The sequence below is a fragment of the Acidimicrobiia bacterium genome (genome assembly GCA_009694375.1).
Lineage (GTDB): Bacteria > Actinomycetota > Acidimicrobiia > Acidimicrobiales > VFJN01 > VFJN01.
This window is the reverse complement of sequence record SHVB01000006.1, coordinates 85,479-111,353: the sequence shown is the minus strand read 5'-3', so window position 1 is coordinate 111,353 and position 25,875 is coordinate 85,479. Positions and strand designations below refer to the sequence as shown.

The following is a 25,875-nucleotide window of genomic DNA, read 5'->3' as shown; positions in this document are numbered from 1 at the left end:
GGGAACGCTCTGGAGATGGCCGCCTGCGCAACGCCCAGTCTTGCCTCGGAGCGGCCGTCACGTCCCTCGCCGGAAGTGGACTAGGTATGCGCCGCTAGGGATGTGAACCGAACCATCGGGCTGTGAAAAATCTTCGATAAAGTCGCCGATTAGTTGCAAGACCTCAGGATCCGCGACAAGTAGCGGATGTGAGTTCAAGTGCCCATGGCAAATCCAACGCCGAGGTTGCGGCATCCCTGTTCATGAGCGAGGCCACCGTCAAGGCGCACGTCTCGCGTCTTCTCACCAAACTCGAAGTCACAAACCGGGTGCACATCGCGATTCTCGTGCACGACGCTCAGTCGTGAATTGACCGTCGCTTTACCTGAGCGCTCTCGCGACCGGCCTATCGCCCGAGCCGCCTAAAGCGCGACGTCGGGCTCCTCGCGGTCGGGTCCGTGAGTGCTCGCGGTTCGTTGCGTCATGACGACCTTCGGGCTCTCGTGCCGCCGGTCCAATCTTCGGGCTGACCAACCACAAGGTCGACCCAGTGACCAGCGGGTTCCCCCGCTTCCGGCGATCGGGTCAAACGTCGCCCGCGAAGACCGCCAAAAGCTCGTGTTGTATGGGTGTTGTAAAGGGGCCCCGGAACACAGAAGGACCCCGCACTCGGCGGGGCCCTGACCTGCTGTTTGGTGGTGGCGGGGGCAGGATTTGAACCTGCGACCTTTGGGTTATGAGCCCAACGAGCTACCTGACTGCTCCACCCCGCGACGACTTGGTGTGGAGCGGAGATCCTACCGGCGCGACACCCTGGCGGCAACCTGCCCGACGACCGGGCCCGGCCCGCTAGGTCGAGGCCGACGGCTCGGTGGTGGTGGTCGTGGCCCCGGGATCAGTGGACTCGCCGACATTTTCTTTCAGGAGTTTCTCGGCCTGGGCGATCTTCTGGCGCGCTTCGTCGTTGAGATCCGCATAGCCACCCAGATCACCATCGTTGCGCAAGGCCTCGTCGGCCTTGGTGAAGAGTGCGTCGGCCTCCACCAACAGCTCCGCTACCCGCTCGGTCAGCGTCCCCACCCCCGGGGGCGCATCCGGCACAACATCGGGGTCGAGAGGCTTGGACCCGGCCTCACCAAAGATCACCGCCAACGCCTCATCAAGGCTGTCGCGAATCACCACTTCCCCCCCGAAATACACGATCACCTTCCGCAGAGTGGGCACCTCGGTCTGGTCCGAGGTCACATAGAACGGTCGGACATAGAGCAAACCGCCGTCGATCGGAATGGCCGTGAGGGAACCGAACTGCACACTGGAGCCACCCCCATCGAGCAGCGTCTGGGTCTGCGACACATCGCTGTCGCTTTGTATCTCCCCCTGCACGAGGGATGGCCCCTTGGGAAGATTGCCGCGCGGCATCACATAAACCTGCAACTTGCCGTAACTGTCGCCGTCGCTCAGACCCACCATCAACGCAGTGAGCAACTGGTTGTCGTCGCCTCGGGAAATAGGCACGAAGGGCCGCACGAGAACGAACGACGGCTGCTCCTCCCCCGGGAGTTGTGTGAAGAGGTAGTACGGCTCGATCCGGGCATCCCGGGCGGCGATCACCCGGCCGGAACTGTCGGTGGTTTGGGTGCCGCCAACGCTCCCGGTAGTGCCGGGATCACGAGCCACATCCCAATAGTCGTTGCCCTGGTAGAAGCCGTCAGGGTCAGACACGTGGTAACTCGCCCACATGGTGGTCTGCACCCGAAACAGGTCCTCGGGGTAGCGCAGATGGGCCCGCAACCCCTCCGGCATCTCTGAGAAGTCGGTGAATAGATCCGGGAAGGCCCGACGGTAGGCGTCAATGATGGGGTCATCCGTCGGCATCACGTAGAAGTCCACCGTGCCTTCGTAGGCATCCACCACCGCCTTCACCGAATTGCGGACGTAGTTAAAGTTCGTGTCAAGCCCGCTGCCGGCGCTGAGTTGCGCCGTATCGGCCTGCTCGGCATAGGGATAACGATCAGTCGTCGTGTAGGCGTCCAGGATCCACTTCACTCGGCCGTCATCGATCACCGGGTAGGGGTCGGCATCAAATTTGAGGAACGGCGCCAGAGTCGCCGCCCGCTCTTTGACATCACGGATGTACAAAATCTTCGACTTTTCGGTGATCTGATCGGAGATCAGCGGGTTCACATCTCCGAAGCGAACGGCAAAAGCGGCCCGCTTGGCGAAGTTGTCGAGTTGAACCCCGTCATCACCTTCATAGGTAGTGAACTGGGTCTTGGTGTCGTCCTCGTAGCTGAGTTCCCGTTGTCGGGAACCCACCACTACGTAGGAATCAAGGTTCTCACCGAAATACAACTCGGGGCGATCAAGGGCGAGTTCGCCATAGGAGGAAACGTACGGGATGTCCTTGCCCACGAAGTTGGGCTCGCCACCGGAACCAACCGCGTTGGCCGGAGCCACAATGGCGCCATACCCGTGGGTGTAGGTGAGGTGTCGAGCCGCCCACGACGACTGGGGCACCCCGGCGCTATTGAGATCACGGGCTGACAAGACCACCTGCGTGGGCACACCGTCGAGTTCGTACCGGTCCACATCCACGTCGTTCACTCGGTAGTAATCCCGAACGCGCTGCAGCTGAGGGAAGGTGCGGCCCAGCACGATTTCCGACGGATCCCAAATCCGAATGTTTCGAATAGAAGCGTCACTGGCAGTGAGGTCGATCTCGTTCTTGTCGGTCTCGAGCTCGTACGTATTCACCTGAACCACGTCGGCGTCGAGACCGAGCGCCTCGCGAGTGGCCTCGATGTTTCGCTCGATGAAGGGGCGCTCACGCTCCGGTTCGTTCGGAGTCACGGTGATCCGCTGGATGAACTGGGGGTAAACCGCCCCAGCCACTACTGCCACCAGTGCCCAGAGTCCGATGCCCACGACCGGCAACGTCCACCCACGGCGGAAGATATTGACCAAGAACAGCAACACGCTCACCAGCGAGATGAGTAAGAGCAGATTGATCGCCGGTAGTTGTGCGTTCACATCGGTGTAACCGGCCCCGCCCACGAAACCTCTCGACGACACGGTGAGGTCATAACGCTGGAGCCAGTAGCCCGCCGCTTTCACCAGCGCCAGTAGCGCCAGCAGAACCGACAGATGGGCTTTCACCTGCGGCGTAACCCGATTGTGCACAGCACTCATGCGAATGCCGCCATTGAGGTAGTGCGCCACCACCGTCACGACCAACACGATCAGAAATGTGGCGAACAGCCACCCCGCCAGGAAACTGAGGAACGGCAACTTGAACACATAGAAGCCGACGTCCGTACCAAACTGCGCGTCGGCTATCCCAAACTTCCCGCCGTTGATGAACAGCAGCCAGGAGTCCCACTCGCTCCCCACTCCGGTGCCGGCGATGAGCGCCAGAAACCCGGCGATACCTAAGCGAATCCAACCGTTATGACCACCGATGATTTCCTGGTACCGCTCGATGAACTCATCTTCGGGCCCCGGCGGTCGGAACCGAGGGGCCACCCGGTCGGCGATCACCAAGTTCACCCACATGACCATGAAAAACCCGGCGGTGAAGAGCAGCGACAGGACCACCTTTGATCCCACCACCCCCCGCCACACCTCGGCCTTACCCAGAGAATCAAACCAGAGGAAGTCGGTATAGAAACCCGCTACGCCCCGCAGCGACATCGCCAGGACAAAAACGGCGACCCCGCCAACGACGAGCCAGGTGCGGCCACGACCCGAACCAACCGATCGCGGCGCCCGGGGGGGCATATCACTGGGGGCACGCATGGCGGCGAGCCTACCGGGGGCGGGTCAGTGGTTGGCCGCGGCCACCAGACACCGGCAACCGGGATGAGCCGGAGCACAACGATGCCCCGTCGGGAACTCCTCCCCTTTCACAATCGCCCCGGCCAGAACGTTGTCGTCGCAGTCTGGGCACGGGGGCGCGGCCGGGTCGAGCACCCAGCACACCGGCCCGCCCGGAAGCAACTGCTCGAACGAGCCGCGGCCGTAAGCGGCGGTGAGGAAATGACGCGATACCTCACTCAGACGCTGGCCCTTCCACTCCCGGTACACCGCCCGCACGCGGTCGGCCACATCGTCGAGGTTCCCATCTGAGGCCGAGAAACTGCGCTCGATCCGATCTCGCAGTGGAGCCGTGAGTTCCTTGGCCAGATCGTCAACCAGATCATCAACCGACGGCGGCGGCGCTCCATCCGCCCCGGCCCGAGCGGCGTCTGACAGTGCCGTCGAAGCCGTCTCGGCCCACCGTGCCGCGTGATCGTTCGACGAAGGGAGAAGATCATCCACCCCCTTGGGCTTGACCCGCCGCAAACGGTCGAGCACCTCGTTCTGCTCGTCGGCCAGCGTGCGCTTGAGCCGACGAGCGAGTTCCTTATCGATCGAAGCAATCGCTGCATCGCGCGCCCGGAAGGGCACACCGGCGGGATCCTCAATCGCCTCTGGGTCCGCATCCTCGGAAACCTCCGCCTCCGCCTCGGGCCCAGACTCAGACTCGGCGGTTTGATCGGCCCGTAGGCGGGCGAACACATCCGTGGCGGCCGGAAGATCCGCAACAGCCTCAACAACCCCCGGCTCCTCAAGCGGTGCCGTCGCCGATTCCGCCGCCGGGTCGGCCTCTGCCTCCCCGAGAATCCGAATCCCCTCGCCGTCAGCGGGTGGCTCTACCCGGATCAACGCGCCCGACGGCAACCCGTCGAAAGCGCCTCCCTTACGGCGCCGGCCCTTGCGGCCGCGCCGCGCCGCGAGGTCGGACGCCCCGGGGGCATCGGTCGCATCAGGCTGCACCGCCACCGCGAGGGGACGCTCTCCCTCAGAGATCACTTCCGCCACCACCACTACCGGCACCTCGCCGGATAGTGGCCCGGGGTCCTGGGCATCGTCTCCCATGTCCTCGACTAACTCCAGCAACTTTCCCTCGGCTAAGTGCGGATCGAGCGATACGGCGCTGCGTACCTCATCCTCGAGTTGCTCGATGGTGGATTCAGGCTCGTCGTCGAGTTGCCGAGTGGCACTCTCCCCCGCCATCCGAGCATCGGAAAGCGACACCACAAGTTCGTTGGTGGCCTCATCGGTGGTACGCCGCACCAGGTCGTATGCCTCCAGCAATCGCTCCCGGCCAGCATTGAGTTTCTCAACCTGCTGGCGGGCTTTTTTGCGCCGCGAGGCCAAATCGCGAAGCACTCGCTCTCGCACCACCTGCGCTTCCGCCACCATCTGGCGGCCCTCGAGCCGGCCGGCCTCGGCCAACGCGGCAGCCTCCTGCAGCGCCCGTTCGTGATCTGCGTCGAGCTGCTCGCGAGCGGCCTGGGCCTGCGCCGCCAACTCCTCACGGCGATGACGGGCGGCGTCGGCGGCTTCGGTGCTCAGACGATCGAGTTCCTGGCGGGCCGATGTACGCATCGACTCACTCTCGGTGAGGGCCTCCGCCAGGCGTCGATCAGCCTCTCGTACCGCCTCGGACCGTGTGGAGGCCGCCTCGCTGGTGGCGGCATCGATGATCCGCTCGGCCGCTGCCTCGGCCTTCGTGCGGATCTCCGCCGCCGCCTCGCGAGCCGAGGACAGCACCCGAGTGGTCTCCTCGCCCAACATCTCGAGAAGCATCGAATCATCCGGGTGTTCCGACATCCCCAGCCGGGCCTCGGCCCGATGGGCACGCTCTTCTAGCGCCACGGCCTCCCGCTGGAGGCGCTCGACCAACGACGACACCTCATGCAAAAAGGCACGAACCTCCTGCTGTTCGTAGCCGCGGCGTCCTACGCCAAAATCCTTGCGGGCAATACCGGTGCTATCGATCGATTCGGCCATCACCCTCGAATGCTACGACTACGCCCGGAGTGGGGCGGGGACGGGTAAATCAGCCGCCGCCACCGCCAGCCGCCTGCGGCACCAACTCCGCCGGAGTTCCCCCCAGTTCGATGAGGGCTGCCAGAGCCTCCTCCAGGGTGTCGACCGCGATCACCTGCACGTCATCACCCACCGCGGCCCGCACGAGTTCGAACTCACTGGTCGGCACGAGGAACACGTCGTAGCCCGCCTGTCGCACCGCCACCGCCTTCTGCACACCACCACCCACCGGCCCCACTGTGCCGTCCAACGCGATGGTGCCGGTCACCGCCACCCGAGTCCCCCCGGTGAGTTGGCCCGGGGTCAGGGTATCGATCACGGCCAGCGTGAACGCCAGGCCGGCGGAGGGTCCGCCCACCGTGCCGGAGTCGATTGTGACATCAATGGGAAAATCGAAGTCCACGATTCGATCCTGGGGAATAATCCCGATCACGGCGCGCTCCGGCCTATCTTCCGCCGCCGCCGTGGTGACCTGCACCTTGATCCGGGTAGTGCTGCCCGCCGGTCGCTCCACTCCCAACGTATGGGAGGCTCCCGGTCCCCCCACCTGCAACAAGGTGCCGAGCTCACCGATTTCATCCACCGGTTCGTCATCCACCGTCACGATCACGTCATTACGTTCCAACACTGCGGCGGCTGACGAATCCGGACTTATCTCACGCACGATGACTCCCGAGGTGGTGATCCTCACGTCCTCGCCGAGATACCCCTCCGCCACCGCGATAGCAGTGGAGATTGAGGTCTCCATGAGTTCGGCGTTGTAGCGACGGTTCGCGCCAGCCGAAAGCTTGCCCCGCACGGCTTCCTTCGGTAATACGTCAATATCCTTATCCAACCAGCCCACCGCCGCTTCCAGCACCGACGCGGACCTCGAACTCACCGTGGTGAAGGCAACCGGTTGGTCGGACGGGAAACTGTCGGCATCCACCACCGTGATCTGATTGTTGACCGGCCAGACCGACCCTGGCCTCAGCGCCACATAGGGCACCGGAATCAAAGCGGCAGCGACCACCACGGCTACCAACACGGCCCCCACCACGCCCACAATCCGCCACCGGCGACCAAGACGTCGCGGCTCATCCTCTTCCGCACTCGGATGAGGCACAAGGTTTTCCGGCGGTAGCATCGGCCCCAGCGTGGCCAGTATCGGGTCGAATCTCAAGTCGCGGGCAGGAGGAAGACACCTGGAAGACACCGGCGCGCCGCTCGGCGGGGATCCCCGCCAACCTCTCGGGTGGCGACGCGCCCGCGCCCGGGTGGGCCCGATGGCGGTCAGCACCGAACTCGCCGGCATGGGTGGCCTCGCCGTGGTGGACCCCATCCCATCCCATCGCTCAGCCACGAGCCGCGATGACTGATCCCGACGACGGCGAAGTTCGCCGCGCCGTCGTCCTCGCCGGACACGACGGCGACGAAACCACCGCCCGCCCGGGCCTGATCCACCCCAACCCCGGCGTGCGCTCCAGCGCTATCGGCGCCCTCGAGCGCATGGGCGCCCTGCACATCGACGATCTCGAGGCCGCCCTGGGGGATACTGCGGCATCCGTGGCGCGCCGGGCGTGCGAGGCAGTAGCCCTGCTTCCCGGGGATCAGGCACCGTCGCTCCTCCACACCCTCAGTGGATCCGATGCCACCGTGGTCGAGGTGGCGGCTTGGGCCAGCGGGGAGCGCCAACCCCCCGAGGCGGGGATCGTGGCCGTGCTGGCCCATCTCACCACCACTCACGATGATTCGCTGGTACGGGAGGCCGCTGTCGCCGCCCTCGGGGCCATCGGCGATGACGCCGGGCTGGCGGCCATCCTGACGGCCACGGGCGACAAAGCCGCGGTGCGCCGGCGGGCCGTGCTGGCATTGGCGCCCTTCGACGGCGAGGCCGTGGACGCCGCCCTCGAACACGCACGCCACGACCGCGACTGGCAGGTTCGGCAAGCCGCCGAGGACCTCAGCGACTAAGCGATGCGCCGCAGCGGTTGCAACGAGCCGAGAAACCCGCCGGAGTTACCTGCACGGTGAGCCGCTTCCCACACCCCTCACAAAATCGAGGCGGGTCGAGGGCGGGCCCGCACCCCGAGCACTTCGCTGATAGGCGACCGCAGCCGCAGCAATGAGCGGCACCTGCGGCGGGCACCGCTCAGATGGCCTTGGACAGCACGCCGATCGGCATGCGCAGGTCAGACAACATCTGCAGATCTTCCTCGGGAGAGCGACCCAACGTGGTGAGGTAGTTTCCCACGATCAGCGCGTTGATCCCGGCAGTCAAGCCAAGCGCTTGCAATTCTCGCAGGGTGACCTCACGGCCGCCGGCGTAACGCAAGATCACCGAAGGAAGCGCCAGGCGGAACAGCGCGATCCAACGAATAGCTTCGAGCGGCTCCACCAGTTTCCGAATCATCAGTGGCGTTCCTGGTCGCGGATTGAGGAAGTTCAGCGGCACCTCGGCCGGCTCCACCTCCCGCAACTGATCCAGTAGTTCGAGACGCTGCGCCACCGACTCGCCCATACCCAACAGCGCGCCGCAACACAGTTCCATCCCTTGCTCGCGCACGAGACGACAGGTGTCGAAGCGCTCCTCCCAGGCATGGGTGGTGACCACGTTCGGAAAAAACGAACGCGCCGTCTCCAGATTGTGGTTGTACCGATGCGTACCGACCTTGGCCAGGCGCACCGCCTGGGCCTCCGTGAGGATGCCGGCGGAGACAGCCACGTTCAGCCCGGTCTCCTCCCGCACGGCGGGTACCAGTTCCTCCAGCCGCTGCATCGTCTTTTCGTCGGGCCCGCGCACCGCCAACACCAGGCAGAACTCCGACGCGCCGATGGCCGCCGTCTCCTTGGCCGCCGCCATCACCTCATCCCGATCCAGGAACGGTGTGGCCTGCACCACCGTGTCGAACTGAGCCGACTGCGAACAGAAGTGACAATCCTCCGGGCAGCCGCCGGTCTTGGCCGACAGGATGCCTTCCACCTCCACCTCTGGCCCGCACCAGGACAAACGCACCTCATGGGCCAGCGCCGCCAGCGCCGGCACGCTCTCATCGGGCACCCCGGCCAGCTCGGCCAGTTCGGCGGAAGTGAGCTGCCGTCGCTCATCGAGCAGCGCAGTCGAGGCACGAGCGATCACCGAGCGGGGCGAAGAAGGATCCACGAGACACCACGGTAGAGGGCACAGGAGGAAGCGGTCGAAGCCAAACCTCCCCGGGCTCTATCGATTGCTCCCCATGAACATGTTTTTGAGGAGGTCGTAGGACTCGATACAACTACCCGCACCCAGCACCACGCACTCCAGCGGCGCATCCACGAGGTGCACCGGTATGTCGGTCTCGTTGGCCAGTCGCTGATCCAATCCCGCCAACATCCCGCCCCCTCCCACCAACTTCAACCCGTCGAGAATCAGGTCTTGGGCGAGATCAGGGGGGCTCATGCCGAGGCAGGACACCACCGATTCCACGATGGCCGATACCGGCTCCTCGATAGCCCAGCGCACCTCCTCGGGGGACAGGATGATCGTCTTGGGTAAACCGCTGGTGAGATCCCGACCGCGAACCTCCGCGTTCACTTCGTCGCGCACCGGCCACGCCGACCCGATGGCCACCTTGATCTCCTCGGCCGTGCGCTCCCCCACGGCGATCCCATACTCGCGGCGAATGAACTGGGTGATCGCGACGTCAATGTCGAAACTGCCCACCCGCACGGCCTTGAGAGCCACGACCCCCCCGAGGGAGATGAGCGCCGTCTCGGAGGTTCCGCCCCCCACATCCACCACCATGTTGGCCACCGGCTCGTGAATCGGCATGCCCGCACCGATCGCCGCCGCCATGGGCTGCTCGATGAGGTGGGCCTCCGCCGCCCCCGCCCGGCGGGCCGCCTCGGTCACCGCTCGGCGTTCCACCTCCGTAATAGCCGAGGGCACACAAATCACCACCCGCGGGCGATTGAAACGACTCACCCCCACGCGGTGCAACAAGAGCCGGATCATTCGCTGAGTGATCTCGAAATCGGTGATGGCTCCCTGACGCAGCGGACGCACGGCCACGATATGGCCCGGCGTGCGGCCGATCATCTGCCAGGCCTCCTGCCCCATGGCCAGCACCTCTTGGGTGTGTTCGTTCAGGGCAATCACGGTGGGTTCATTCAGTACGATCCCGCGGCCCCGCTCGTAGACCAGGGTGTTGGCCGTCCCAAGATCGATGGCAAGATCGCGGGCCATGACCTAGGCCTCCTCGTCAAGACGCTCTGGCCGCGCCGTACGCCGCAGGGGAGGCGGCGCATCGCCCGGAGGGGCGAGGGCATCCATTTCCCGTTGGAACGCTTCGATACCCGAGTTCAGCGTTGTTGGGGAACGATGCTGCAGCCACAGCACCAAGAAGCCCACCCCCGAAAACACCAGAGCGACCAGGAGGAACACCAGCGGGCTCACGGCCGCACCTCCGTGCAGGCCTGCGGGTCGAGGCCCCAACTCTCACCGTCGGCCCACGCCTCCCGCTTCCAGATGGGAACACTGCGTTTGACTTCATCGATGCCGAAACGAGCCGCGGCAAAGGCCTCGACCCGATGGGGAGCAGACACGGCCACCACCACGGCGGCGTCGCTCACCGCGAGGACCCCGGTGCGATGCAGTAACGCCACCCGCCCTACGGCTGGCCACCGAACCCGCAACTCGTTGAGCACGGCCTCCATGCGGAGCACGGCATGTTCCTCATACGCCTCGTAGTCCAGGCGGTGCACACCCTCTCGGCCCGGTGAGTGATCCCGGGCGGTGCCGGTAAAGGTGACCACCGCCCCACAGTGAGGGCGCAAAACCCACGCGGCCACCTCGGCCACCGGCAGGTCCTCGCCCGCGAGGGCAATCCAATCGTCGCCCGCTGCGGGCGCAGGGGCGCGGAAGCGATCCATCGCTGTCCACTGTAGATGGCCCGCGGCCCCCTCGGCACAGGGCACCACTACCGTTCCGGTTATGCCGCCCCACGACGACTCCGACGACGGCGGCGGCTTCGATCCTCCCCTGCCCCCCGAGGACCGCCTGTGGCGACATCCCTCGGAGATGGCCGGGGCCGGTGCGCCGGGGCCGGGTAGCCCCGTTCAAGGGCACACCCCCGCCGCGCGTCGAGTGATCTGGTCCACGGCGATCGGAGCGGGCGTGGCCGGGGCTGCGCTCACCCTGGGGGTCCTCGCCATCACCGGCACCTTCTCCGGTGCCGTCGCGGAGCATGTCGTGGAGAAAGTGGCGGTGAGTCCGGTGGTTTCCTCGCCGCTGCTGCGCGATGACCGTGGCGTCACTGTGGTGGCGGAACGCCTCGGTCCCGCCTTGGCCCGTCTGGTGCTCACCCAACCGGAAGGCCCTACCACCGGTACCGCCGTGATTATTCGCAGCGACGGGATGCTCGTCACCAGCGCCCGCCTGATCGGCGATGCCGAAGCCATCGAAGTGGTCCTCGCCGACGGACGCCGCTTCGAGGGCCAGGTGAGGGGTCTCGACTCCTTCACCGACGTGGCCGTCGTTCAGATCGCCGCCACCGACCTGCCCGTAGCCATCCTCGGATCATCCACCGATCTCGTGGTCGGCGCCCCCAGCGTCGCCATCGGCTCCGCCCTCGAGAGCGGGAGTGCCCCATGGGTATCATCGGGGGTGATCAGCGCCCTGGAGCGCAGGATCCCGGTCGGGGAGGAGTCGCTCCACGGGATGATCCAAGCCGATACCCCTATCGGCGCAACGGGGGGTGGCGGAGCCCTCGTTGATGCCAATGGATCAGTCATCGGCATCCTCGCCCCGATCGGCACCGCCGAGACCACCGGGTTCGCGTTCGCCACCCCCATCAACCTCGTGGGGCGAGTGGCTGCACAGCTCATGACCTACGGCCACGCCATCCACGGGTGGCTCGGCATCAACTGCACCGACAGCAGCGCCGCCACCACGCTGGCTCTGGACATCGACGGAGGCGCCGAGATTCTCGGCGTGCGCACCGAAAGTCCGGCCGCCCTCGCCGGTCTGAGGGCCAAGGACACCATCACCGAAATCGACGGCGAACCGATGGAATCAGCCTCTTCGATCGTGGTGGCTGTTCGCGACCACCGCCCGGGCGACGAGATCGCCCTGGGCTACTGGCGCGACGGCCAACACATCGACGCCAAACTCATCGTGGGCGAACAACCCGGGACGCGCCGCTAGCGACGGCGTCGATGCCGTCGGACCATGGCGGCGATACCCATCGCCTGGGCCAGCAGCACCACGCCGCCGGCCGCCAGAGCCACCTCTTGGCGGCGCGTGGGGCTCAGGGCGGCCCAGCGGCTGGCCTCATGGGCAGCCACATAGGCCTCCTCGTTGGAAGCGGTGGGGGCCCACCCCTCCGCCTTGAGGCGATCGTTAGCCACCACCCAGGGGTGGGCTGTGAACGGCAGGAGTTCGGGCGGGGTGGCCCCGAGGCCCCAGCGCCAACGCAGCCCCGCCCAGCGCACCGCCAGCCGCTCCGGCACCCGCAGTCGGAGTCCACCACCGGCCAATGCCCTCACCGTGTCGCCATCGATCCATCCATCAGGGGCCACATTGCGCGGCCCGTCGAGGCGAGCCCGACGCGCTAGATCCACCGCGGAGGCCAGATCGGCCACATCAAGGAACTGACCGGGCGGCTCGTCTTCCACTACCGGCAAGGCCGAGGATCGCGCCAGGGCCCGAGCCAGCCAGCCGTTACCCTGCGCGCAGACGGTCACAGTGGGTCGCAAGAGAGTGACGGTGACCCCAGGATGGTCGTCACGCCACTCACCCGCCGCCCGCTCCACTTCAGCCTTCTCGAACGCGCACGACACTCCCGGGTTCGGACGCAGTGGCGCCTCCTCGGTGAGCGGCACCGGATTATTAGCCCAGGCGCCGTAGGCGATGGCACTCGAGAGCAGGACCACGTGGTGGGCTCCTACCGCGGTGGCGGCCTCCAACACGAGCCGCGCCAACGCTGCGTCACCGGCCTCCCCGGGGGAGGAAGTAACGACGCCGGTGGTCTGGGCAAGATGAACGATCACGGTGACGCCGTGGGCCAGATGCTTGAGATCGGCCTGCTCCAGGGCCACCACATGGGGCTCCACCCGGGCCGGAAGATCGTCGAGGGGACGTTGATCCAGGGCCAGCACCCGCTCCACCGAGGGATCGGCCGCCACGAGGGCTACGACGTGTCGGCCCAGCGCACCACCGGCGCCGGTGATGAGAACGGTGGATCCGCCGCGGGGTGCATCAGAGGTCATCTGCTCTACGATGCCCCCGTGAGCGATCAGGGTCCATTCGGGAATCCCTTCGAAGGCATTCCCCTCTTCGGCGACATTGCCCGGATGCTCGGGCAACAGGGCGCCAGCCCCTGGGACAACGCCCGCAACCTGGCCATCAACGTAGCCACCGGCGGCCACAGCGAAGCCAACGTGGACCCGATCGAACGCATCGATATCGAACAACTGGCCCGCGTGGCCGAGCTCAACGTGGCGCAGGTCTTGGAACTACCTACCTCGGTCAACGGCCGGGCGGTGTCCGTCCTCCCCGTGAACCGCTCCACCTGGGCACAGACCACCCTCGATGCCTATCGCCCGCTGGCCGAGCGCCTCGCCGAGGCCCTCAGCCCATCCCCCACCGCCGACGTCGACACCCCGTCTGACGACGGGCCCGCCGACCCTCTCGCCGGCATCCTTCAGATGCTCCAGCCCATGATGCTGGCGATGACCGCGGGTTCCATGGTGGGCCATCTCGCTCAGCGCTCCTTCGGCCAGTACGACCTGCCCATCCCGCGGCCGATCACCGGGACAGCCGCCGACGAGTTGCACCTGTTGGTGCCCAACCTCGATGCCTTTGCCACCGAATGGAGCATCAACCCTGAGGAGATCCGACTCCTCACCTGTGTCCACGAGATCGCACACCACAGCTTGTTCGGCGTACCCCACATCCGCGATCGGATGAACGACCTTCTCACCAGTTACGTATCTTCCTTTCGTAACGACGCCGGGGCCATCGAGGACCGGCTCGGGACCATCGACCTCAACAACCCGGAATCCATGAACCACCTCCAGGAAGTCTTCGGCTCGCCCGAGATGATCCTCGGTGCCATCACCTCGCCGACCCAGCAAGCCATGCGGCCCGCGCTGGAAGCCCACGTTGCGATCGTCGTAGGAGTGGTCGATCACGTGGTGGATGAAGTGGGTACGCGACTGGTCACCAACTACGGGATGATCAGTGAAGCCGTCCGGAGACGCCGAGTGGAAGCAGCCGAACCCGACCGCTTCGTGGAGCGCCTCTTCGGCCTCGAACTGACCCAGCCCACCTACGACCGCGGCGCCGCGTTCGTGACCGGCGTAATCGAGCGGAGTGGCGAGGCCGGTCTCCGCCGCCTGTGGACCGACGTCAGCCATCTGCCCACCCCCCCCGAAGTTGACGCACCCGGGCTGTGGCTAGCCCGGATCGACCTCTAGCCTCGCTCCCCGGGACCTGTCGAGGGCACCGCGCCATCGCCACCGCCCGATGAGTGGCGGCCCATAAATCGCTGGTTCCATCGCAAGGCGGTGCCGTCCATCGTGCCGACAACGGCCTCGGCGGGTTGGTGCTGGTCCGGCGGAATCCCCGGACCGGCGGGGCGACGATCAACCCCGGCCCGTCGGCTCACTCGCACTCGGCTGAGATAGACACACAGGCTCAACGCGGCCACTAAGCCAATCGCCGCGTACCCGACACGAAGCGGAATCGGCACCAACACGGGGATCGACGCCCCTACCACCCACACCGCCTGAAAGCGCAGTTCGAAACGAGCGAACGACCGCCCTCGGTTGGCATCGGGGGCGTCGCGCTGCACCAACGAGTCGAAGGCCAGCCGACCAGTACTAGCCACCGCCGCCATCGAGCCCGCCAGCAGGGCCGACCAAACGATCGTTCCTCGCCAGGCGGCCACTGCCCCCACGCCCGCAGCCACCGCCAGCGAGGCCGTCAACATGCGCTCCTCGGTGAAGGTCCGGCGAAGAACCGGGGCCAACCCGGCACCGGCCAGGGTGCCCAACCCGCTGAGGCCCAGCACCAGCCACAGGTGCCAGTACGGGCCATCACGAAAGCTGAAGAGCAATAGGAACGCCAGGAACCCCACCAGGCCGCGGATCACCGACATCGCCTGGGCGGCCAGGATCACCCCGATGCCGCGCAACTCGGCTACCTCTGCGGCGGTGGCGGGGGCATCGGCCACCCGGGTGGGTGGGATCCGAATCGCCGCGTAGGTGCCACCCGCGTAGGCGAGCGCCGCAATCAACAAAATGCCCTCGGAACCTCCAAGAGCAAAGGCGATCGCCGCCGGGATCGCCATCACCGGTACCGCCAACCCCGACAGCAATTGCAGTTTTGCGTTGGCCTCCACCAGGCCGGCGTTGCCGTGCACAACCGTGGGTACCAACGCCGCCCGCGTGACGCCATAGACCTTCCCCATCGCCAAGACCAGAAAGGCCTCGGGGAACAGCAGCAGCCCGGAGAGATCGCCGATCATCATCAAACAGGCAAAGGCCCGAACGGCATTCACCCCCACGATCACCCAGCGTCGAGCACCCACCGATCGATCCAGCGCCGGACCGATGAGCGGACTCACCAGCGCCAGCGGAGCCACCGTCAGAGCCAGATAGAGAAAGACCTTCCAACGGGCATCGTTGGGGTCGAGATCGAAAAATAATGAGTTGGCGAGGGCGATCGCTACGAGGACATCGCCAGCCGAGGAGAGCGCATGCGCCCTAGCCAACCGGGCAAAGGGGGATGTCTGGAACGCCAGGGGGGTCGAAGAAGACCCCGAGATGGGTTGCCAACCGGCCGGATCAGACATCCGCCCCATCGTAGGAGCACCCTCACCAGCACCGCTGCCGGCGCTCAGACCTTTGGCACGGGCAGCGCATACTTGTAGCCAAGCCCGCGAATCGTGACAATGCGCGTCGGCGGGGCGGAACTGGTTTCCACCTTGGCCCGCAACCGCTTGATGTGCACGTCCAATGTCTTGGTGTCGCCCACGTAGTCGAAACCCCAAATCCGATCGATCAGCACTTCCCGCGTGAGAACCCGGCCAGCATTAGCCAGCAAGAGTTCCAGCAACTCGAACTCCTTGAGCGGCAGGCTCACCACCGTCGAGCGGATCACAACTTCGTGGCGATCCGAATCGAGGGTCACATCACCCACCTGCAGTACGTCTCCGCGAAGCAGGACCTCGGCGGCGTCGCCATCGTGGCGCCGCAGCACTGCCCGCACCCGCGCCACCAACTCGCGCAGCCGATACGGCTTGGCGATGTAGTCATCGGCGCCCACCTCAAGCCCCACGACCGTATCGATCTCAGTGGACTTCGCTGTCACCATGATGATCGGCACGAGAGACCGCCGCCGCAGTTCACGACACACATCGAGGCCCGACAGTTTCGGGAGCATCACATCGAGCAGAACTAGGTCCGGTTTGACCACATCGAACACGGTGATGGCCTCGAGGCCATCCCGGGCCACCTGAACCTGAAATCCTTCGCGTTTCAGGCCCACCGTGAGGGCATCCACATAGGATTCCTCATCCTCCACCACGAGAATGGTGGCGCCTGACCGGCTCACGATACGTCCGAGCCGGCCAACACCGGAAGACGCAACGTGACCACGGTGCCCTCCCCTTCCAATGACTCCGCCACCACTCTTCCTCGGTGATTGTCGGCCACATGACGCACGATGGCGAGGCCTAGGCCAGTGCCCCCCGTGTCCCGACTGCGGCCACTATCGACCCGGTAGAACCGCTCGAATACATGCTCGAGGTCACGACGCGGAATTCCTATCCCGTGATCCTCCACGCTGATGCGCATCCAACCCTCATCCACCCGAGCCTCCACCTGCACCGCGCACCCCTGCTCGGAATATTTCACCGCATTCTCCAACAGGTTGTACACAGCCGACACCAGTTGACGGCGGTCGCCCGAAACGCACAACGAGGGGTCGATCTCCGCCGCTTCGATCATCACCCCCCGCTGCTCCGCGGCAGGCCCCACGCGCTCAACCGCCTCGGCAATGAACACCCGCACAGCCACCACATCGCGCTTGGGCTCATCTTCGGCCTCGATCCGGGAAAGTTCCAGCAGATCATCGATGGTGTGGCTCACGCGAAAGGCCTCTTTCAGTAACCGCTCCGCCAAACGTTGGGCAACCACCGGGTCCTCCTCGGAGAGCAAGGTCTCCGTGAGAAGGGCGAGAGCGCCAACCGGGGTTTTCAGTTCGTGACTGATATTCGCCACGAAATCACGTCGAACCGCCTCCAGGCGGCGGCGCTCGGTGAAATCATCGATGACCACCAGCACGCCGGTCAGATGCTCATCCTGCAGGAGAGGCCAGGCTTGGAGCGACACGCTGCGTTGTGGAGGCCCGAACAGGTCGAGCGTGCGCCGTAACGGGGCCTCGGGTTCGGGCCCCGCGGCGACCTGGGCCAGCGTGGTGAGGGCTTCTTCCACCAGCGCGTCGCCGGGATAGCCGGTGAAGTGCTCCGCCGCCTCATTCCTGAACACCACCGTCCCCGCCGCATCGAAGACCGCCACTCCCTGCGGGATGAGGGCCAGGACACGCGACAACCGAGCTTCGATCATGGCGGCCTCCTGAAGCCGCCGCCGCGAACGCTCCACCCCTCCCTCGATCAGCGCGGTCGCCCCCGCTAAGCCGCTGCCCGTGGCCAGTCCCTCTTCGGAGAGCGACTCGCCGGCCCGTCGCAGGCGTTGGACAAGGCGACGTTGGTTCGCCAGCACCTGGCCGAGGCCGCCAGCCAGAACCACTGCGCTGAGCCCCAGCAACACCGTCCAGATCACCCGAATCGGCCCGTGACGTAGTTCTCGGTGCGCCCGTCGTTAGGTTTTGAGAATATTTTATCGGTGTCATCGACCTCTACGAGCAGACCCGTGCGGGTGTCACTATCAGGGTTCACTTCCGTGGTGAAAAAGGCGGTGCGAGTACTTACCCGCGCCGCCTGCTGCATGTTGTGAGTAACGATCACAATCGTGAACTCATTCTTGATCTGCTGCATCAGGTCTTCGATCCGAGCCGTGGCCATGGGATCGAGGGCCGAGCACGGCTCGTCCATCAGCAGCACCTCCGGTTCGGTAGCGATGGCTCGGGCGATGCACAGCCGCTGCTGCTGTCCGCCGGAGAGTCCCAGGCCCGAAGCCTTCAAGCGCGACTTTACTTCGTCCCAAAGTCCCGCGGAACGCAACGCTTTCTCCACGATGTCGTCCATGTTGCCTTTGGTCCCCGCCACCTTCGGGCCGTAGGCCACGTTCTCGTAGATCGACTTCGGGAAGGGATTGGGCTTTTGGAACACCATGCCGATGCGCCGCCGCACCTCCACAGGGTTCACGTCTCGGTGGTAGAGGTCTACGCCGCGGTAGGTCACTGAGCCCTCCACCCGGGCGGTGTCGATCAAGTCGTTCATGCGGTTCAAACAGCGCAGGACCGTCGTCTTGCCACACCCCGATGGCCCAATAAACGCAGTGATCTGGTGCTCGTAGACGTCGACGTTGACATCCCGCACCGCCAGGAAGTCTCGGTAGTAGACCGACACATCTCGTAACCCAAAGACCACCTCGGGTAGAGGCGCCGGCGGGGTGACGTTCATCGAAGCGGTGCTGCTCATTTCCTCCACAGGGCCAGACTCTACGGGCTTGACAGTCATCACCATTGATTAGTTCCTCTTCTTCTCGAAGTGAGTGCGCAGGATGATGGCAAAGGTGTTCATGGTCATCACGAGCAGCAACATGACGATGATGGCGGCGGCGGCCAACTCGCGAAAACCCGCCCGGGGGGTACGGGCCCAATCGGCGATCACCACCGGGAGGGCAGTGAAGCGCTCGGTGAGTTGTGACGGGTCCACCAGACCCTCCTGCCCGGGCAGCAGCCCCGTCACGGCCCCGATGAGCAAAAGCGGAGCCGCCTCACCGATCGCCCGAGCGAGGGCCAAGACCGTTCCGGTGATAATCCCGGGCAGCGCGTAGGGCAACACCAGCGTGCGGCTGACCTCCCACCGGGTGGCCCCCACGCCATAGCCGGCCTCCCGCAGCGTCCCCGGCACCGCCCGCAGGGCTTCAGCCGAGGTGATGATCACAATCGGCAGCACCAGGATGGCCAAGGTAACCCCCGCCGAAATCAGCGTAGCGCCCCCGGTAAATGACTCCAGCTGTTTCACAAAAATCGTGAGTCCGAGGATGCCGTACACAATCGATGGCACGGCGGCGAGGTTGCGAATGTTGAGATCAATGAAGCGAGTCAGGCGACCCTTCCCGGCGTACTCCTCCAGATAGAGCGCCGACGCCACCCCGATCGGAAAGGCGAGGACCACCGTGAAGACGGCGATCCAAAAGGTGCCTCGGATGGCCTGGAACACCCCCGCCGAGTCTGCTTTAGTGCGAAGACCACCCGACAGGAAGCTCTCGGCTCGAGTGGTGAAGACCCCTGTGCCGGTGCTGAACACATCGGCGAAGAGGACCCCCAGCACGAGCAGAGCCACTGAGATGGCAGAGAACAACAGGACCGCGAACATCCGCCCGCCGGGATCGCTTCGGCCGCTCTTGATCTGGCGTTCGATGCGGTCGGTGGCCTCGCGGCCGCCAACCCCGATCGTGGTGAGGGGCATCAGAGGCCTAGTAACTCTGACGCACGCGGCGTACGAAGCGGCCGGCGACAATGTTGAGGGCCAGCGTGACCGCGAACAACACAGCGGCCACGAAATACAGGCTCTGGAATGTAAGTCCTTCGCCCACCACTTGGTCAGTGCCCTGGGCCTGGGTGGCCATCGCCGCCGTCATGGTTAGCCCCGGCTTGAGTGGATCGAGCGAAAAGCTCTGGCTCCCGGCCGCCCCGGCGGCGATGAACACGATCATCGTCTCGCCGATGGCCCTCGATACCGCCAAGATGGCGGCCGCCACGAGGCCGGAGACGGCGGCGGGGACAACCACCCGGAGCACCGTAGTGGAGCGACGAGCCCCCATCCCGTAACTGGCTTCACGAAGGGAATCGGGTACCGCCCGCAAGGCATCCTCGGACACCGAGGCGATCAGGGGAATCGACAGGATCCCCACCGCGATGCCGGCCGCAGTGAGGTTGAACAACTTGGCGCTGTCGAACAACCGCTGCACGATGGAGGGAGAAATCACCGAAATGGCGAAAAACCCCAACACCACACTGGGCAGGCCCGCCAACACCTCGAGGCTGGGCTTCAGGAAGCGGCGCACACCCGGCCGGGCGTATTCCGAAAGGTAGATGGCCGAACCGAAGCCCACTGGGACAGCCACCATCATCGCGACCGCCGTGACCAGCACGCTACCCACGATCAACGTACGAAGGTCGTAGACCCCCTGGCGTGGGTACCAGCCGTCGGAAAACAAGACGGCGGACCATTCGACGTTCGTGACGAAGATGATCGCCTGGCGCGACAAGGCGTACACGATCCCGACACTGACCAGGATCGATACCGACGCCGCCGCGCTCAACATCGCCCGCACCACGGCTTCCTTGCGCATGCGGCGGGCATCCCCACCTAGTTGCGCCAGCGTGAGTGCCCCTGGCGCTCCCATCGCTTCAGTCATCGAGGTGCCTCGGGGCGGCGCACTCACCGGCGACAACGCCTCGGTAACAGGGATCGATACCTCGCCACCGAGCCGATCGGACCGATGGATGCTTGCTGCAGAGATTCATCCCTGACGCGTACCCAACTCTTTGGCCTGCCAGACCGACCGACTCTCCTCCAGCACAACGGGGTCCAAGCCCACGTAGCCCACCTCCTCCACCGAGGCGATACCCGCCTCGGAGAGGTAGTAATCCACGTAGGCCGCCACGGCTTCGCTGTCGGTGGCGCTCTTGGCGTTCACGTAAATGAAGAGCTCACGCGAGAGCGGATAGTCGCCGGAGGAGATCGCCTCCGGCGTGGGAGCGATGCACTCGCCGTTCGGCTCCGACGCTACGGGAAGCACCCGTACGCTCTCACCCGCCTCGTTGGCATACGCCACACCGACCCAACCAAGACTGGTATCCGAACCCTGGACGCCAGCAATGATGGCCGTGTCATCGGCCTGCGACGAGTAATCGGGACGGATGGCTTCCGCTTCATCCTCCGCGATATTGCCCGACGCCGCCCGAGCCTCCCCCGAAGACTTCAACGCCAATTCGCCGAAGGAGTCGTACGTGCCCGACTCGGCCCCGGGGCCGGTGATGTCGAGGTCTGCCGAGGGGAACTTGGTAGTCGAACCCAGCGCCGAGGCGATGCCAGACGCGTCAGACCACTTGCTAAAGCCCTGCGACTCGGCCCCTATCAACGCGTAGAGGTCGGCCCGGCTCAGGCATTCGACGGCATCATTGGCCCGGTTGGTGACCACGGTGAGTCCGTCGATGCCGATCGCTAGCTCGATGAACTCAACGCCACTGGCGGCGCAGGCCTCCGCCTCGGCGGGCTTCATCGGCCGGGAGGCGTCGGCGATGTCGATCTCGCCCTTACAGAAGAGCACGAACCCGTCGCCCGTGCCCGGACCGTCGACCGTGGCGGCTACCCCGGAGCCACAGTCCAACAACTTCTCTCCCACCGCGGCCGAGATCGGTTCTACGGTGGAGGAACCCGAGACACTTACCGCACCATCACCCACCGGGCAGTCGGTGGCATCGGCGCCGACGGCGGCGTCGTTGTTCTGGCCGCTTGAGCAGGCGGCGAAGGCGAACAGGGCAACCACCAGCGTGGAACCCAGGGCGAGCTTCTTCATCTTCATCTTTTCAAGCCTCCCAGACCGACGGCGCCCACCTTTGAGCGCCCCTGACGCGGAAACCTAAGCCGCTCGAGGGTGCGTTCGGGGTGAGTGAAGTGAACAGGAGATGAACGAAGAACAAACACTTCCGGTGCCGTGGTGGCACACCCGAACCTCAGGCGAGTCGACGGAGCCGCGTTTGGGCGATCTCCTGCAACCGCTCATGGGTGTCCACCGTGTCGAGAAGGGGCACATGATGCCAGTCGCCGTGGGCATCGAGGGCCCACGCCAGGGTGTCGTCGGCCAGGTTCACCGCCAGGATCTCATCAAGACGAGCCTGCAGGGATGCATCTGTGACCGGCGCCAATGCCTCGACCCTCCGATCCAGGTTGCGAGGCATGAGGTCGGCGGACCCGATCAGATACATCGCTTCACCATCACCGGCCCCGTTGGCAAAGCGATAGATCCGGGAGTGCTCCAGATACCGTCCCACGATCGACCGCACCCGGATGTTCTCCGACAACCCATCCAGGCCCGGGATCAGACAGCAGATGCCGCGCACGATGAGCTCGATCGCCACCCCCGCCTGGGAAGCCGCATAAAGGGCATCAATGACCTTGGTGTCCACGAGGCTGTTCATCTTCAACGTGATGGCACCATGGCCCCCCGCCTGCGTCACCGAGATTTCGTTGCGAATGAGGCCATCGAGGCCAGGGCGCGTCCCGTGGGGCGACACCAACAGACTGGTGTAACGCACATCGCGTCCGTAGCCGGTGAGATAGTTGAACAGTTGCGTGAGGTCGGCCCCGATGGCCGGCGAGGCGGTGAGGAGCCCCACGTCTTCGTAGATGCGGGCCGTCTTGGAGTTGTAGTTGCCCGAGCCCACGTGGCAGTAGCAGCGGACACCATCGGGCTCGTCGCGCACCACCAGAGCTGTCTTCGTGTGCACCTTGAGGCCAACCAGCCCATAGACAACGTGCACCCCGGCGGTTTCGAGTGCTTTGGCCCACTCGATGTTGGCTCCCTCGTCGAACCGGGCCTTGAGTTCCACCAGGACGGCCACCTGCTTGCCCCGCTCGGCGGCCCTGATCAGAGATCGCACGATGGGGCTGTCACCTGAGGTGCGATACAGCGTCATCTTGATCGCCAGCACCGAGGGGTCCGTGCTGGCTTGGCGAATGAACTCCTCCACCGTCGTGCGAAACGAGTCGTACGGATGGTGCAGGAGCACGTCGCCCTCGCGCAGCACGGCGAAGAAATCCGGACGCTCATCCTCGCCGGTGTCGAGGCGAGCGGGGCTCACCCGCTGGTACACCGGGTCTTTCAACTCGGGCCGATCAAGACCGTGCACCGACCACAGCCCCCCGAGGTCGAGGGGTCCCACAACCTGATAGGTGTCTTCGTCGTGCAGATTGAGTTCGCTTTGCAGCAGGTTCCGCACCTCGTCGCGCATCTCTGAACTGATCTCGAGCCGGACAGCCCGGCCGAACTGCCGACGCCTCAACTCGATCTCCACTGCGGCCAGGAGATCCTCAGCCTCCTCCTCCTCCAGCGTGAGGTCGGCGTTGCGGGCCACTCGGAAAGTGGCCCGCGACTCCACCTCCATGCCGGGAAAGAGTTGGTCCAGATGGGCGGCGATGACCTGCTCGAGTGGCACGAAACGCTCCCCGTCGGGCATGACCACGAAGCGGGGCAGCAGATCCGGCACCTTCACGCGGGCGAAGCGCCGCTCATCGGTGATCGGGTCCCGGAGTTCGATGGCCAAGTTCAGGGACAGGTTCGAGATGTAGGGAAAGGGATGCCCGGGATCCACCGCCAACGGCGTGAGCACCGGGAAGATGCGCTGCTCGAAGGTCTCCACCAGAAACTTCTCGTCGTCGTCGTCAAGTTCGTCCCAACTCGATAGCCCAATCCCCACCGCCGCCAACGCGGGCACCACCTCATGCAGGAAGAGTTGCGCCTGCCGGACCACCAGGCTCGCCACCCGATGACGCACCTCGACCAGTTGCTGACCGGGGCTGCGGCCGTCAGGCGACGGGGTGCCGATACCGGCGGTCACCTGCTCCTTGAGCCCCGCCACTCGCACTTGGAAGAACTCATCGAGGTTCTGACTGAAGATGGCGAGGAACTTGGCCCGCTCCAACAACGGCACGCGCTCATCTTCAGCGAGGGCGAGCACCCGCTCGTTGAAATCAAGCCAGGACAGTTCCCGGTTGAGATAGCGGATCTCGTCGTCTGGAGTGTCGGGCACCGACATGGTCTAGATCGTACCGACGATCGCGGGCCGGTCAGTCGGAATCTTCGGGGAGCCCTAGATCCCAATCGAGAAGGATGTTCTCCCGTTCGGCATCGCGAATCACTCGCTCACGATTCCGCCGAAACTGCGGATCGTGGGGCGGCAGCATCACCAGACGGGCCATCACCCGACGCGAAAACTCGTCGATGACGGAGCGATCGCCGAAGTCTGAATCGATCCGCCAGTGGGGCGTGGTGGGACCCAGGTACACCACCCGCGCGTTGGCAACGGGCGGAGGAGGCGGGGCGACGACATCAGACACGGGGTGCAACCTAGCGGTTGGGGGGCCAAGTGTCCTAGGTCAGGTGTCGCCGCGACGACCCAGGGTGATCTTCAGGGTCCGCTCCTCACCCTTTCGGACCACCGTAATCCGCACCCCGTCACCGGGCTTATTGTTCAGGATCTCGTCACGGACCTGAGTGGCCTCGTCGATATCGCGGCCGTCCACAGCCACGATCACGTCGCCCGCCTGCAGGCCGCCATCGTCGGCCGCCGAGCCCGGCACCACCTCGGAGACGAACGCCCCTTTCTTGGCGGTGACCTCAAAGGTGGCTCGAACATCATCGGGCACCTCGGCCAGTTCGATGGAAGAAACACCAAGGAAGGCCTGATCGGGATTTACCGAACCCTTCCCGGCTTTCAGGTTCTCGATGACGGGTCGGGCATGGTCGATAGCAATCGAAAATCCGAGGTTCTGGGCGTCCGCGACGATGGCCGTGTTGATGCCCACCACCTGGCCAGCGGCATTCACCAAGGGGCCCCCGGAATTGCCCGGGTTGATGGCGGCGTCGGTTTGGATCAACTGCTCGAGTTGCTCTCCCTGCGCCATGAGGTCGCGGTCCTTGGCCGACACGATGCCTCGGGTCACGGTGGGCTCGCCGCCCAGGTTCAGGGCGTTACCGATAGCGATAACCTCGTCGCCCACGCGTAGGTCATCGGAGGAACCGAGTTCAGCGGGCACCAGGCCATCCACTCCCTCGACCTGCACCAAAGCCAGGTCGTCGGCGGGCGAGGCACCCACCAGCGAAGCCTTATGGCTGGTCCCATCGGGTAGCACCACGGTGATCTCGCTGATGCCGCCAATCACGTGAGCGTTGGTGAGCACCAAGCCCTTGGAGCTGAGAATGACCCCCGACCCGGCACCATCAAAGACACCTTGAGAAGTGGTGCGGCTCGTCTCAATCATCACCACCGAAGGTTGCACCTTGGCCAGGATCGCCTGGATGTCAAGATCCCCTGACGAGGAGACCACCGGGGTCGCCGTTGGGCCGCTGGAGGTAGTGGTCGAGTCGCTGGTGTTCACGATGCCGGCGAGGCCCAAGGCCACCACCGATGCCACCAGCCCGCCGACGAGCGCGCCGATCACGGCCGCCTTCCCAGCACTGAGGGGCCGACGAGAGCGCGCGGCGGGCACCACCGGGGCGGGTTGTTCCGCTGGTTGGCTCCACGCCGGCGGGACCGGCGGCGCGGGGGGCTCAGGGGTGGCGTCGGACACGACAACCTCCGCTGTCTCAGCCGGTTCCGGCTCCGACCAGGTGGGCGGCGGCGCGGGGGGCTCAGGGGTGGCGTCGGACGGGTTGGTGTCGTTGGTTCCCATGGGCCCATCTTTCCCCGACGGACGCCAGATGTAACCGCGGGCAGTAGATTTTTTCCAAATAGGTAGATTTGTCCTAGATATGTGCAGTGTTTGGGAACCAACACCACCCCGGTTCCGTATAACACCCGAGAACCCCCCCGAAAGGTGACCCATGGAACGCTCGATTGAGGATGTCTGGATGACTGCCGGCCTCTGCAGGAACCTCCCCCCATCCACCTTCTTCCCCAGTGACGGTTCCGGCGTGGAGGTAGCCCGCAAGATCTGCTTCGGCTGCCCCGTGCAGACCCAATGCCTGGAATACGCCCTCACCAACCGCATCGACCACGGGGTATGGGGCGGTTGCTCGGAGCGGGAACGACGCCGCATCCTCAAGCGCCGGGGCACCGCAGTACCTGCCTCCGTTTAGTAA

The 25,875-nt window shown here is 65.2% G+C and carries 23 protein-coding genes and 1 tRNA gene; 5 read left to right on the top strand and 19 right to left on the bottom strand.

What is annotated here, in order from left to right; genetic code table 11:
• Nucleotides 1-188: 188 nt before the first annotated feature.
• Entirely contained in the window at nt 189-347 is a 159-nt protein-coding gene (locus tag EXQ71_06000; protein MSO87056.1) for a LuxR family transcriptional regulator, read from the top strand.
• Between the two features lie 328 nt (nt 348-675).
• Here EXQ71_06000 and EXQ71_05995 read toward each other — a convergent pair.
• From EXQ71_05995 to EXQ71_05980, 4 genes are all read right to left on the bottom strand, one after another.
• Nucleotides 676-752, bottom strand: a tRNA-Met gene (locus EXQ71_05995).
• Between the two features lie 76 nt (nt 753-828).
• Entirely contained in the window at nt 829-3,774 is a 2,946-nt protein-coding gene (locus tag EXQ71_05990) for a UPF0182 family protein (protein MSO87055.1), read from the bottom strand.
• Nucleotides 3,775-3,798: 24 nt separating this feature from the next.
• Complete coding sequence (locus EXQ71_05985) at nt 3,799-5,814, bottom strand: hypothetical protein (protein ID MSO87054.1); 2,016 nt, start codon at nt 5,812-5,814, stop codon at nt 3,799-3,801.
• Between the two features lie 49 nt (nt 5,815-5,863).
• The gene (locus tag EXQ71_05980; protein MSO87053.1) at nt 5,864-7,195 is read right to left on the bottom strand and encodes a PDZ domain-containing protein; all 1,332 of its coding nucleotides are present in this window, start codon (nt 7,193-7,195) and stop codon (nt 5,864-5,866) included.
• A gap of 8 nt (nt 7,196-7,203) precedes the next feature.
• Here EXQ71_05980 and EXQ71_05975 point away from each other — a divergent pair, with 8 nt between their 5' ends.
• On the top strand, nt 7,204-7,806 hold the full coding sequence (locus EXQ71_05975) for a hypothetical protein (GenBank protein ID MSO87052.1): 603 nt from the start codon (nt 7,204-7,206) through the stop codon (nt 7,804-7,806).
• 178 nt (nt 7,807-7,984) lie between these two features.
• Here the strand turns inward: EXQ71_05975 and bioB are convergent, their stop codons facing one another.
• The 4 genes from bioB to EXQ71_05955 form a co-directional block, all read right to left on the bottom strand.
• Nucleotides 7,985-8,971, bottom strand: coding sequence for a biotin synthase BioB (bioB, locus tag EXQ71_05970; protein MSO87051.1), 987 nt, complete (start codon nt 8,969-8,971; stop codon nt 7,985-7,987).
• An 81-nt stretch (nt 8,972-9,052) separates the two neighbouring features.
• Nucleotides 9,053-10,057, bottom strand: a complete 1,005-nt coding sequence (locus EXQ71_05965) for a rod shape-determining protein (protein MSO87050.1) — start codon at nt 10,055-10,057, stop codon at nt 9,053-9,055.
• Between the two features lie 3 nt (nt 10,058-10,060).
• Nucleotides 10,061-10,267, bottom strand: a complete 207-nt coding sequence (locus EXQ71_05960; protein ID MSO87049.1) for a hypothetical protein — start codon at nt 10,265-10,267, stop codon at nt 10,061-10,063.
• Entirely contained in the window at nt 10,264-10,743 is a 480-nt protein-coding gene (locus EXQ71_05955; GenBank protein ID MSO87048.1) for a molybdenum cofactor biosynthesis protein MoaE, read from the bottom strand. The genes EXQ71_05960 and EXQ71_05955 overlap by 4 nt, the downstream gene beginning before the upstream one ends.
• Nucleotides 10,744-10,804: 61 nt before the next feature.
• Here EXQ71_05955 and EXQ71_05950 point away from each other — a divergent pair, with 61 nt between their 5' ends.
• The gene (locus EXQ71_05950; GenBank protein ID MSO87047.1) at nt 10,805-12,016 is read left to right on the top strand and encodes a PDZ domain-containing protein; all 1,212 of its coding nucleotides are present in this window, start codon (nt 10,805-10,807) and stop codon (nt 12,014-12,016) included.
• Here the strand turns inward: EXQ71_05950 and EXQ71_05945 are convergent.
• The gene (locus tag EXQ71_05945) at nt 12,013-13,080 is read right to left on the bottom strand and encodes an NAD-dependent epimerase/dehydratase family protein (protein ID MSO87046.1); all 1,068 of its coding nucleotides are present in this window, start codon (nt 13,078-13,080) and stop codon (nt 12,013-12,015) included. The two genes, EXQ71_05950 and EXQ71_05945, sit on opposite strands and share 4 nt — an antisense overlap.
• Nucleotides 13,081-13,098: 18 nt before the next feature.
• Between EXQ71_05945 and EXQ71_05940 the strand changes: the two genes are divergently transcribed.
• Complete coding sequence (locus EXQ71_05940) at nt 13,099-14,289, top strand: hypothetical protein (protein ID MSO87045.1); 1,191 nt, start codon at nt 13,099-13,101, stop codon at nt 14,287-14,289.
• On the opposite strand, the gene EXQ71_05935 is transcribed toward EXQ71_05940, so the two are convergent.
• The 10 genes from EXQ71_05935 to EXQ71_05890 form a co-directional block, all read right to left on the bottom strand.
• Entirely contained in the window at nt 14,286-15,668 is a 1,383-nt protein-coding gene (locus EXQ71_05935) for a hypothetical protein (protein MSO87044.1), read from the bottom strand. The two genes, EXQ71_05940 and EXQ71_05935, sit on opposite strands and share 4 nt — an antisense overlap.
• A gap of 44 nt (nt 15,669-15,712) precedes the next feature.
• A complete protein-coding gene (locus EXQ71_05930; GenBank protein ID MSO87043.1) occupies nt 15,713-16,408 on the bottom strand; it encodes a response regulator transcription factor in 696 nt (231 codons plus the stop codon).
• 17 nt (nt 16,409-16,425) lie between these two features.
• Nucleotides 16,426-17,646: a PAS domain-containing protein gene (locus EXQ71_05925; GenBank protein ID MSO87042.1), complete on the bottom strand. Its 1,221-nt coding sequence runs from the start codon at nt 17,644-17,646 to the stop codon at nt 16,426-16,428.
• A gap of 8 nt (nt 17,647-17,654) precedes the next feature.
• Entirely contained in the window at nt 17,655-18,518 is an 864-nt protein-coding gene (pstB, locus tag EXQ71_05920) for a phosphate ABC transporter ATP-binding protein (GenBank protein ID MSO87041.1), read from the bottom strand.
• A 9-nt stretch (nt 18,519-18,527) separates the two neighbouring features.
• Nucleotides 18,528-19,475, bottom strand: coding sequence for a phosphate ABC transporter permease PstA (gene pstA, locus EXQ71_05915; protein MSO87040.1), 948 nt, complete (start codon nt 19,473-19,475; stop codon nt 18,528-18,530).
• A gap of 7 nt (nt 19,476-19,482) precedes the next feature.
• Entirely contained in the window at nt 19,483-20,427 is a 945-nt protein-coding gene (gene pstC, locus EXQ71_05910; GenBank protein MSO87039.1) for a phosphate ABC transporter permease subunit PstC, read from the bottom strand.
• Nucleotides 20,428-20,532: 105 nt separating this feature from the next.
• The gene (locus tag EXQ71_05905; protein MSO87038.1) at nt 20,533-21,597 is read right to left on the bottom strand and encodes a hypothetical protein; all 1,065 of its coding nucleotides are present in this window, start codon (nt 21,595-21,597) and stop codon (nt 20,533-20,535) included.
• Nucleotides 21,598-21,748: 151 nt separating this feature from the next.
• On the bottom strand, nt 21,749-23,830 hold the full coding sequence (locus EXQ71_05900) for an RNA degradosome polyphosphate kinase (GenBank protein ID MSO87037.1): 2,082 nt from the start codon (nt 23,828-23,830) through the stop codon (nt 21,749-21,751).
• A gap of 31 nt (nt 23,831-23,861) precedes the next feature.
• Entirely contained in the window at nt 23,862-24,131 is a 270-nt protein-coding gene (locus EXQ71_05895; protein ID MSO87036.1) for a hypothetical protein, read from the bottom strand.
• A gap of 39 nt (nt 24,132-24,170) precedes the next feature.
• Nucleotides 24,171-25,619 carry a PDZ domain-containing protein gene (locus EXQ71_05890; protein MSO87035.1) on the bottom strand — a complete coding sequence of 483 codons (1,449 nt, stop codon included), beginning with the start codon at nt 25,617-25,619 and terminating at the stop codon, nt 24,171-24,173.
• Nucleotides 25,620-25,644: 25 nt separating this feature from the next.
• Between EXQ71_05890 and EXQ71_05885 the strand changes: the two genes are divergently transcribed.
• Nucleotides 25,645-25,872 (top strand): WhiB family transcriptional regulator, encoded by a 228-nt coding sequence (locus EXQ71_05885; GenBank protein MSO87034.1) that lies wholly within the window; start codon nt 25,645-25,647, stop codon nt 25,870-25,872.
• Nucleotides 25,873-25,875: the final 3 nt, after the last annotated feature.

Bases quoted from the DNA above. Each gene is read 5' to 3' on its own strand.
- EXQ71_05955 (MSO87048.1), bottom strand. From the start codon at position 10,743: ATGGATCGCTTCCGCGCCCCTGCGCCCGCAGCGGGCGACGATTGGATT.
- EXQ71_05965 (MSO87050.1), bottom strand. From the start codon at position 10,057: ATGGCCCGCGATCTTGCCATCGATCTTGGGACGGCCAACACCCTGGTC.
- EXQ71_05905 (MSO87038.1), bottom strand. From the start codon at position 21,597: ATGAAGATGAAGAAGCTCGCCCTGGGTTCCACGCTGGTGGTTGCCCTG.
- EXQ71_05990 (MSO87055.1), bottom strand. From the start codon at position 3,774: ATGCGTGCCCCCAGTGATATGCCCCCCCGGGCGCCGCGATCGGTTGGT.
- pstA (MSO87040.1), bottom strand. From the start codon at position 19,475: ATGCCCCTCACCACGATCGGGGTTGGCGGCCGCGAGGCCACCGACCGC.
- EXQ71_05950 (MSO87047.1), top strand. From the start codon at position 10,805: ATGCCGCCCCACGACGACTCCGACGACGGCGGCGGCTTCGATCCTCCC.
- EXQ71_05885 (MSO87034.1), top strand. From the start codon at position 25,645: ATGACTGCCGGCCTCTGCAGGAACCTCCCCCCATCCACCTTCTTCCCC.
- pstC (MSO87039.1), bottom strand. From the start codon at position 20,427: ATGACTGAAGCGATGGGAGCGCCAGGGGCACTCACGCTGGCGCAACTA.
- EXQ71_05890 (MSO87035.1), bottom strand. From the start codon at position 25,619: ATGGGTCACCTTTCGGGGGGGTTCTCGGGTGTTATACGGAACCGGGGT.
- pstB (MSO87041.1), bottom strand. From the start codon at position 18,518: ATGACTGTCAAGCCCGTAGAGTCTGGCCCTGTGGAGGAAATGAGCAGC.
- EXQ71_05935 (MSO87044.1), bottom strand. From the start codon at position 15,668: ATGTCTGATCCGGCCGGTTGGCAACCCATCTCGGGGTCTTCTTCGACC.
- EXQ71_05985 (MSO87054.1), bottom strand. From the start codon at position 5,814: ATGGCCGAATCGATCGATAGCACCGGTATTGCCCGCAAGGATTTTGGC.
- EXQ71_05945 (MSO87046.1), bottom strand. From the start codon at position 13,080: ATGACCTCTGATGCACCCCGCGGCGGATCCACCGTTCTCATCACCGGC.
- EXQ71_05900 (MSO87037.1), bottom strand. From the start codon at position 23,830: ATGTCGGTGCCCGACACTCCAGACGACGAGATCCGCTATCTCAACCGG.
- EXQ71_05975 (MSO87052.1), top strand. From the start codon at position 7,204: ATGACTGATCCCGACGACGGCGAAGTTCGCCGCGCCGTCGTCCTCGCC.